9 protein-coding genes are annotated in these 8,172 nt (G+C 58.9%); 1 reads left to right on the top strand and 8 read right to left on the bottom strand.

Annotated features, from left to right (window positions below; translation table 11 throughout):
• The coding region (locus VNZ65_RS18935; protein ID WP_325671767.1) for a substrate-binding domain-containing protein at positions 1-648 on the top strand (648 nt) is incomplete at its 5' end.
• A gap of 228 nt (positions 649-876) precedes the next feature.
• Here VNZ65_RS18935 and VNZ65_RS18930 read toward each other — a convergent pair.
• The 8 genes from VNZ65_RS18930 to VNZ65_RS18895 all read right to left on the bottom strand — a co-directional run.
• Complete coding sequence (locus tag VNZ65_RS18930) at positions 877-1,170, bottom strand: hypothetical protein (protein WP_325671765.1); 294 nt, start codon at positions 1,168-1,170, stop codon at positions 877-879.
• Between the two features lie 106 nt (positions 1,171-1,276).
• The gene (locus tag VNZ65_RS18925) at positions 1,277-1,786 is read right to left on the bottom strand and encodes a hypothetical protein (protein WP_325671763.1); all 510 of its coding nucleotides are present in this window, start codon (positions 1,784-1,786) and stop codon (positions 1,277-1,279) included.
• Positions 1,787-2,029: 243 nt separating this feature from the next.
• Complete coding sequence (locus tag VNZ65_RS18920; protein WP_325671761.1) at positions 2,030-2,401, bottom strand: hypothetical protein; 372 nt, start codon at positions 2,399-2,401, stop codon at positions 2,030-2,032.
• 28 nt (positions 2,402-2,429) lie between these two features.
• A complete protein-coding gene (locus tag VNZ65_RS18915) occupies positions 2,430-3,560 on the bottom strand; it encodes a sterol desaturase family protein (RefSeq protein ID WP_325671769.1) in 1,131 nt (376 codons plus the stop codon).
• 239 nt (positions 3,561-3,799) lie between these two features.
• On the bottom strand, positions 3,800-4,939 hold the full coding sequence (locus tag VNZ65_RS18910; RefSeq protein ID WP_325671759.1) for a BMP family ABC transporter substrate-binding protein: 1,140 nt from the start codon (positions 4,937-4,939) through the stop codon (positions 3,800-3,802).
• Positions 4,940-5,181: 242 nt separating this feature from the next.
• The gene (locus VNZ65_RS18905; protein ID WP_325671757.1) at positions 5,182-6,102 is read right to left on the bottom strand and encodes an ABC transporter permease; all 921 of its coding nucleotides are present in this window, start codon (positions 6,100-6,102) and stop codon (positions 5,182-5,184) included.
• Between the two features lies 1 nt (position 6,103).
• Positions 6,104-7,192, bottom strand: a complete 1,089-nt coding sequence (locus VNZ65_RS18900; protein WP_414649178.1) for an ABC transporter permease — start codon at positions 7,190-7,192, stop codon at positions 6,104-6,106.
• Positions 7,185-8,172, bottom strand: a 988-nt coding sequence (locus VNZ65_RS18895; RefSeq protein WP_325671753.1) for an ATP-binding cassette domain-containing protein, incomplete at its 5' end; no start/stop codon positions are given. The genes VNZ65_RS18900 and VNZ65_RS18895, both read right to left, overlap by 8 nt.

Below are 8,172 nucleotides of genomic sequence, written 5' to 3'. Positions count from 1 at the left end.
GCGCGCGGATCACGCGCCGGATTGGAAGCTGAGTTACCCCTGGCGATCGACCCGTTGATCCCCACGCAGCCGCTTATCGCAAGTCTGCATGCCTTGCGCGAGACCTACGCTGACATCCCCGTGACTTTCCGGACGGAAGGTCTAGGGAGCGCCGAACGCCGGCTGCGAGACGGGAGCGCCACGCTGGGCCTGTGTCTCTTGCTGCCATCTGTTCCTGACGACCTGATGGCGTATCCATTGATGGACCTCCAATTACTACCCGTCGCGGTTCCCGAGCATCCTTTGGCCAGGATCGACCGACCGCTTGAAACGGCAGACTTTGCAGCGCATGTCCAGCTGGTTTTATCTGATCCAATCGCTCAAGATGGGCCGAATTATGGTGTCGTCGGCCAGAGGCTATGGCGCTTCGTCGACAATGGAAGACGGCTTGATTTTCTTTTGGCGGGGCTCGGCTGGTGCAAGATGCCGAAACACATCGTAGAGCCGATGTTGAAAGACGGAAGATTAATGCTTCTGGAAACCCAAGATCAAAAAATCGTGCCCAGCACACGTCTACTAATATATGCGGCTCATATTCGTGACAAACCTCTTGGGCCGGTTGGAACCTGGCTTTTGAACGACTTGCGTCAGCGACTCTTTATTAGTTGACCTGCTACATATGCCATGTTCCGCCCTGTCAGAGATCAGCTCACCGTCAAAATATGTACTCTGCGTCAGATTTCAGAAGTTAATCTGACCGCCAGCTCCTGGCCGTTTTGAGCCGGTTGCAACAGGTTGATTTCGACCAAAACGGCCTGTGCTATGTAAAAACGGACATTCAACGCTGAGTTGACCGGCACCGAATTGTGTCAGTGTCGAACGACAAGTCAGCCAATTTCACGGTCCCCAATAATTGAATTTGTATGTAACACCTGCTGGAACTGTAAAGCCAATCTCGCCACCGCACATAATAACGTGCTTACTTGGCGCAATCTCTCGTGGTCGACTAATCGGCTTTTCCCAATCTTTTCCATCAACGGTGAGCGGCCCGCAGTTACCGCCGCTGTCATCTATTACAGCGAGATAGGTTTTTCCATCTGCAGACTTGGAAAATTTACCCCGCAAATCGCCATCCTCACAGCCCATGCAAATTAGGGAAAGTAGCAAAACGGATATGTAGACAGGCTTCAAATTGTTTTTTTCGTGAGAGTGGCAAACATGTTTTATATAAAAATATTTGCCAATTTAGGCGACTCCCTTCGAACATCTGGTGTTGCCGATTACAGACGTCAAGAGTCTAATCCTCAGGCAAGTCGTTAAGCTGCTCCTGAACGATTGAAAAAATATCTTCTGCCCGCAGTTCTATTTCTTCAAAGTTGCGGCATGAAATATCGAGAGTTACATCTTTCAGGCAAATCAGGTAATGTTTTTTGTCTTCAAACATAGAATCGGAATGCCGTGGATGAACCCGGTTAGCAGTCTTCTGCTCCAAAATCCAAGGGGAATTCTCAACCGAGTACATACCGTACAGAAAACGCCCATAACGCGCTAACGGGTGCGCACCGCGAGCCTCGTCGTTAGGTGCTCCATATTTGAAGGTTGCAAAAGGAAACTTCAGTGCAAGAACTTTTCCGCTTTCTTTCCCAAGTAATAAATATAGACAGCTCTGTGTTGCCAGAACGGAGTCTTCATATTGGAAGCGATAGCGTCTTCTAAGCTCAATTTCAGTAACCACCGGAGAATTTTCCGGCTGAGTGATGGGCGCTGGCAGTTCCGCCGATTGATTTCTCTTGAATAGTCCGAACATTGTATTTTTCTTATTTGATTCTAGTAGCATTCGAGCGGCACTGCCTCAGGCATACCGGCAACGACTTCTCCTGGCCGGAAGCGGCCTTTCAACTCAGCTACAAGCTACTCACAACCGTTTCCCGAGGCGGTCCAATAGCTAGTCACATCCGCATTGCCTGCTTTCACACCAAGAAAATTCTGACAGGAGTAGCCAGTTGATCGAAGGTGGATAGAAAATTTTTGGTAGAAAGTAGCTCTTCGATCAAACTTTCGGCTCATCCGTCGCGAACAACTCCAACTCCCGCGCAAACCAGAAACAAGCGTAGGAAATCAATGCGGCGCCGATGGCCAATACATAAGCCAGCCGCTTGCCATGCCAAAGACTGGCCAGCCACTGATTGAAACTGCCGATCAGCCTGCCCGAGGTGCCGCCATACATTTCCATGTCGCGCACATAAGCCTTCGATTCACCGGTGGCATAGGAGACGCCATCCACCACCTGATATCCGAGCCCGTGGTTGCCGCCGTCGGCGGCGAAATAATAGACCAGGCAGGCGCCCAGCAATCCAATTACCAGGACAATCACGCTTGCCCGGTAGAGATGGCGCTGCAGTTTCTGGTTCTTGCTATTCATGACTTCCACACCAATCTGCCAAAACGTTCTAGTTTATCTTGGTACTACGAAATGGAAACGCCTGCTGCCGGATAAAACCATCTGGCATGTAATCTCCCACCACGCCATATTTCTCCGGAAAAGCCTTCTTGGCCTTGACCGCTGTGCCGAGGAAATAATCGATGAAGGCGAAGTGCGCCGCATAGTTCTTGTCGATCGCCTCGTCTTCGGAGGAATGATGCCAGTGATGGAAATCCGGGGTGACGAAAATGTAGCGCAGCGGTCCCCACGGCAGGTGCACGTTGGAGTGGTTGAACACGGCCTGGAAGCCGACGATGATGATGTAGGCGTTGACCACCGATTTGTCGAAGCCGAGCACGAACAGCGGACCCAGCACCAGCACGCGGGTGCAGATCAGTTCCAGGATGTGCTGGCGCGAGCCGGCCAGCCAGTCCATGGTCTTGACGCTGTGGTGCACCGAATGGAAGCGCCACAGGAATGGCACCTCGTGATAGGCGCGGTGGGCGCCGTATTCCATCAGGTCGGCCACCAGCATGCACAGCAGCAGCTGCGGGATGAAGCTGATGGCGGCCACGGTGTTCTGGAAATCGGCGTGCACCATCCAGCCGAACACGCGGTGGATCATGACGTTGACCACCAGCAGCGCCAGGCCGATGATGAAATGGTTGACCGCGAAATGCACCAGGTCGGTCTGCCATTCGAAACGGAAGATGGCTTGCTTGCGATACAGCGGGAACATCTTTTCGATCAGGACGAAGATCAGGGTCGAGCCGAGCAGGTCGATGATGAACCAGTCGAGGCCGATATAGGGTGTGTGATCGGGAAACTCGCCGACGGCGACCTTGGAGCCGCCCCAGGCCACCGCTGCCAGCACCATCAGCAGCGCCGAAAAATTCAGCGAGCGCTGGCGGCCGAACAGGATGTTGGCCAGCGACAGCACACCGGCGATCAGCAAGGCGCCGAACAGGATCTGGCGCATCAGGCTGACTGAGTACACATGGCGCAGCTCGGGCGTGGTCAGGTATTGCGGGTAATGGAAAGCCAGCACGCCGAGCAGGCTGAGGAACCCCAGGCTGAGCGCGATCACGCTGGTGATGAGGCCAGTGCCGGGTTGCAGCTCGCCGCTCTGCTGCAGGATGCTGGCGGTGTCTTCCACCATGGCGGTGGTCAGGTGGCCAATCTTGGAAGACTTGGCACGCGCCACGGGGTTCGACGTCGGGTCCTGGTCAGGCATGTGCGTCTCGATATGGGATTTGAAAGAAGATGCAGTATAGCAATGGCCCTGGGCTTGCTAGTTGCTAATTTGCAACGACTGGGATAAATATCGCGCCGGCTGCCGGCTCATGAGGAGAAGCGGACCGGCGCACTCACATGAGCGGCCGATCCGGTGGCTGGCGATCAGCCCGGTACTTTGCCTTCCACGCCTTGCACGTAGAACTTGATGCCATGCAGGAAGCCATCGTCGGCGACAGCATCCTTGGCGACCTGCTCCTTGCCGGTGTTGTCGACAATAGGGCCTTTCCAGATCGGCGCGCTGCCGTCGACAATGCCTTTCTTGCGTTCCGCGACCAATGTTTTGACGTCAGCCGGCAGGTCGGCATTGAAGGCGCCGAGGTCGATGCCGTCTTCTTTCAGGCCGATCCAGCTGGTGCTGGTTTTCCAGCTGCCGTCCAGCACCGCGCCGACGCGCTGGGTGTAGTACACGCCCCAGTTGATCATCGATGCCGCCTGGTGCGCTTTCGGGCCGAAGCTGGTCATGTCGCTATCCCAGCCGAAGGCGGACACGCCCTTTTCCTGAGCGGTCTGGACCACGGCGGCGGAATCGGTGTTCTGCATCAGGACGTCGACGCCCTGGCCGATCAGCGTGGTGGCAGCTTCGCGTTCCTTGCCCGGATCGAACCACTTGTTGACCCACACCACGCGGGTAGTGGCTTTCGGATTGACCGAGCGAGCGCCAAGGGTGAAGGCGTCGATGTTGCGGATCACTTCAGGAATCGGCACTGAAGCGACCACGCCCAGCTTGCCCGACTTGCTGATCTTGCCTGCCACCACGCCGGCCAGGTAAGCGCCTTCATAGGTGCGGACATCGTATTGCGCCAGGTTGTCGGCAGTCTTGAAACCAGTCGCGTGTTCGAATTTGACGTCAGGGAATTCCTTGGCCACCTTCAGCATCGCTTCCATGTAGCCGAAGCTGGTGCCGAAGATCAGCTTGTTGCCGTCCACCGCCAGCTGGCGGAACACGCGCTCTGCATCGGCGGCCGATTCCGGCACGTTTTCCACAAACGTGGTTTTTACCTTGTCGCCGAATTTTTCGTCGACTGCCTTGCGGCCCTTGTCGTGGGCAAAGGTCCAGCCGGCGTCGCCGACCGGGCCGATATACACGAACGCCACTTTCAGCGGATCGGCCTTGGCCGGGGCCGGCGCGGAGGCCGGTGGAGCAGCCGGCGACGCCGCCTCTTCTTTCTTGCCGCAGCCCATGAGCGTGGCGGCAGTCAGTGCTGCCAGCATGGCCAGCGATGCCCTGCGTGATATTTTCATTGCTTATCTCCCTCTGTGTTGATGGTTGGTCGGCCTGCTATCTATTGATACTTTCTTAAATCATGACAAATCATGCTTATCCATCGCTCTCGTAGGGTGGGCACCTGTGCCCACGCGGATGGGCGGGGCACGAGAGCCTAGGACACAAGAGTCCGTTATACGAGTGTCTGTGACACAGCGTGGGCACGGAGTGCCCACGCTGTGTCACAGACAGGACAATCGCTTGTCCTGTTTATGCTGCTTCAGCTGGCATCCGGCTTGAACGGCTTGCCCAGCGAAGCTGGCATGTTGAGCCGGATCCAGTCGGGGTTGCGCGAGATCAGCGCCAGCACCACGATGGTCGCCACGTACGGCGCCATCGACAGCACCTGCGATGGAATATTCACTCCCATGCCCTGCAGGTAAAACTGCAAGATGGTGACGCCGCCGAACAGCAAGGCGCCGAGCAGCACCCGCAGCGGCCGCCAGGTGGCGAAGGCGGTCAGCGCCAGCGCGATCCAGCCGCGCCCGGACACCAGGCCCTCGACCCACATCGGCGTATACACCAACGATAAATAAGCGCCGGCCAGGCCGCAGCAGGCGCCGCCGAACAGCAAGGCGGCGAAGCGTATCCAGCGCACCGGATAACCCAGCGCATGGGCCGATTCCGGCGATTCACCGATGGCGCGCAAGACCAGGCCGGCGCGGGTGCGATAGATGAACCAGGCAATGGCGCCGCACAGCAGCAGCGCCAGATAGCTCATCCAGTGCTGCTGGAACAAGGCCGGGCCGAAGAAGGGAATATCCTTGAGCACGGGGATGCCCATGGTTTGCGCCGGCAGGCCGAGGCCGACCAGGCTCTGACCGAGGAAAGCCGACAGTCCGGCGCCGAAGATCGAGAGGGCCAGGCCGGTGGCCACCTGGTTGGTGGCCAGCACCAGCGCCAGCCAGGAAAACAGCGCCGCCATGAGGACGCCGCTGAGGGCGCCGGCAAGGAAGCCGAGCATCGGACTATGCGTGCTGTAGCCGACCGCGAAGCCGGCAATCGCGGCTACCAGCATCATGCCCTCTGCACCGAGGTTGAGGACGCCGGCGCGTTCGTTGATCAGCAAGCCGAGCGCCGCCAGCAGCAGCGGCGTGCCGGCGTTAATCGATGCCGCAATCAGTGAGGCCAGTTGTTCCATCTCAGATCCTCACTTTCCGGCGCAGGCGGTAATTGATCAAGGTGTCGCTGGCCAGCAGCAGGAACAGCAGCATGCCCTGGAACACGCCGGTGATGGCCGACGGCAGGCCCAGCCGCGATTGCGCCAGCTCGCCGCCCAGGTAGAGCAGCGACATCACCAGTCCGCCCAGCACCGCGCCAACCGGATGCAAACGGCCGATGAAGGCGACGATGATGGCGGCGAAACCATAGCCCGGCGAGACCGACGGCAGCAGCTGCCCGATCGGCCCGGCGATTTCAAAGGCGCCGGCCAGTCCGGCAAAGCCGCCGGAAATCAGCAGCGAGACCCACAGCGCGCTGCGGCTGGAAAAACCGGCATAGCGCGCCGCATGGGGAGCGACGCCGCCGACCATCAGCGAAAAGCCGCGGAAGCTACGCGTCATGAATACGGTCATCAACACGGCCAGCACCAGCGTCACGGCAAAGCCGATATGCAGACGCGTGCCGCTCAACAGCATCGGCAGCATGAATTCACTGGAAAACACCTTCGATTGCGGAAAATTCATGCCGTTGGGATCCTTCAGCGGGCCGTTCACCGCATACATCAGCAGCAGCTGGGCGACATAGGTCAGCATCAGCGACACCAGGATTTCATTGGCGTTGAAACGGTCGCGCAGCAGCGCCGTAATGCTGGCCCAGAAAGCGCCGCCGACGATGCCGGCGAGGACCATCAGCAGCAGCCCGAGGCCACCCGGAATCGCATGGTTAGGCACATCGAGGAACACCAGCATGGCGCCGGAAAACAGCGCGCCGACGGTGAACTGGCCTTCCGCGCCGATGTTCCAGATATTCGCGCGGAAGCACACTGCCAAGCCCAGCGCGCACAGTATCAGCGGCACCGATTTCAGCAGCAGTTCGCTGATGGCGCGCTTGCCGTTGAAGGGATCGATCAGGAATACTTTCAGGCCGGCGAGCGGATCCTTGCCCAGCGCAATGAACAAGAGCGCACCCAGCAGCATGGTCAGCACGATAGCGATCAGCGGCGACCAGTAGGTCATGGCGCGCGAGGGCGTGCCGCGCAGTTCCAGCTTCCATGGCCACAGATTACGCATGGACAGCCTCCGCAGCATCCTGCCAGAGGCCGCTCATCCACAAGCCGACCTGCTCGCGCGTGGCTTGTTCGATGGCGATGGCGGGCGACAGCCGGCCCTTGGCGATCACGTGCAGGCGGTCGCACAGGGCGAACAGCTCGTCCAGTTCTTCGGAAATGATCAGCACTGCGCAGCCTTCCTGTTTCAAAGCAAGGATTTCGGCATGGATCTGGGCGGCGGCGCCGACGTCCACGCCCCAGGTCGGCTGGGCGACGATGAAAACGCTCGGCTTGCGCTCCAGCTCGCGGCCGACGATGAATTTCTGCAGGTTGCCGCCAGACAGGCTCTTGGCCAGCGCTCCCGGGCCGCTGGCCTTGACCTTGAAGCGTTCGATAATGGAGGCAGCGCTCTTGCGCGCATAGGCAAAATCGATCATGCCGCGTTTGACGTAGGGCGCTTTCTGGTGCGACAGCAGCATATTGGCGGCCAGGTCCAGGGTCGGCACGGCGCCGCGTCCCAACCGCTCTTCCGGCACCAGCCCAAGTCCCAGCGCACGGCGCGGATTGGGCGCCAGCTGCCCGGCGGCGCGGCCGACCAGCATCACCATGTTCGGCGCGGCACGGCGGTCTTCGCCGGACAGCGCCGCCAGCAATTCTTGCTGGCCGTTGCCGGAAACGCCGGCGATGCCGACGATTTCACCGGCGCGCACTTCGCATTCGATATCCTTGAGTTCGGTGGCGAACAGGTGCGCCTTCGGCAGGCACAGGCGGTTGAGGTGCAGCTTGCGTTCGCTGCGCATGGAATCCGGATTGCGCTCACGCTGCAAGCGCACCAGCTCGTCGCCGATCATCATGCGCGACAGGCCGGCGCTGGTTTCCTGGCGCGGATCGCACATGCCTGTAACCCTGCCGCCACGCATCACGGTGGCGCTATGGCAGAGCGCGCGGATTTCATCCAGCTTGTGGCTGATGTAAAGGATGCTGCATCCTTCGGCGGCCAGC

The sequence above is a fragment of the Collimonas sp. genome, assembly GCF_035566555.1.
Classification (GTDB): Bacteria; Pseudomonadota; Gammaproteobacteria; order Burkholderiales; family Burkholderiaceae_D; genus Collimonas.
The sequence above is the reverse complement of the archived record's forward strand: the minus strand, read 5'-3'. Positions and strand labels throughout refer to the sequence as shown.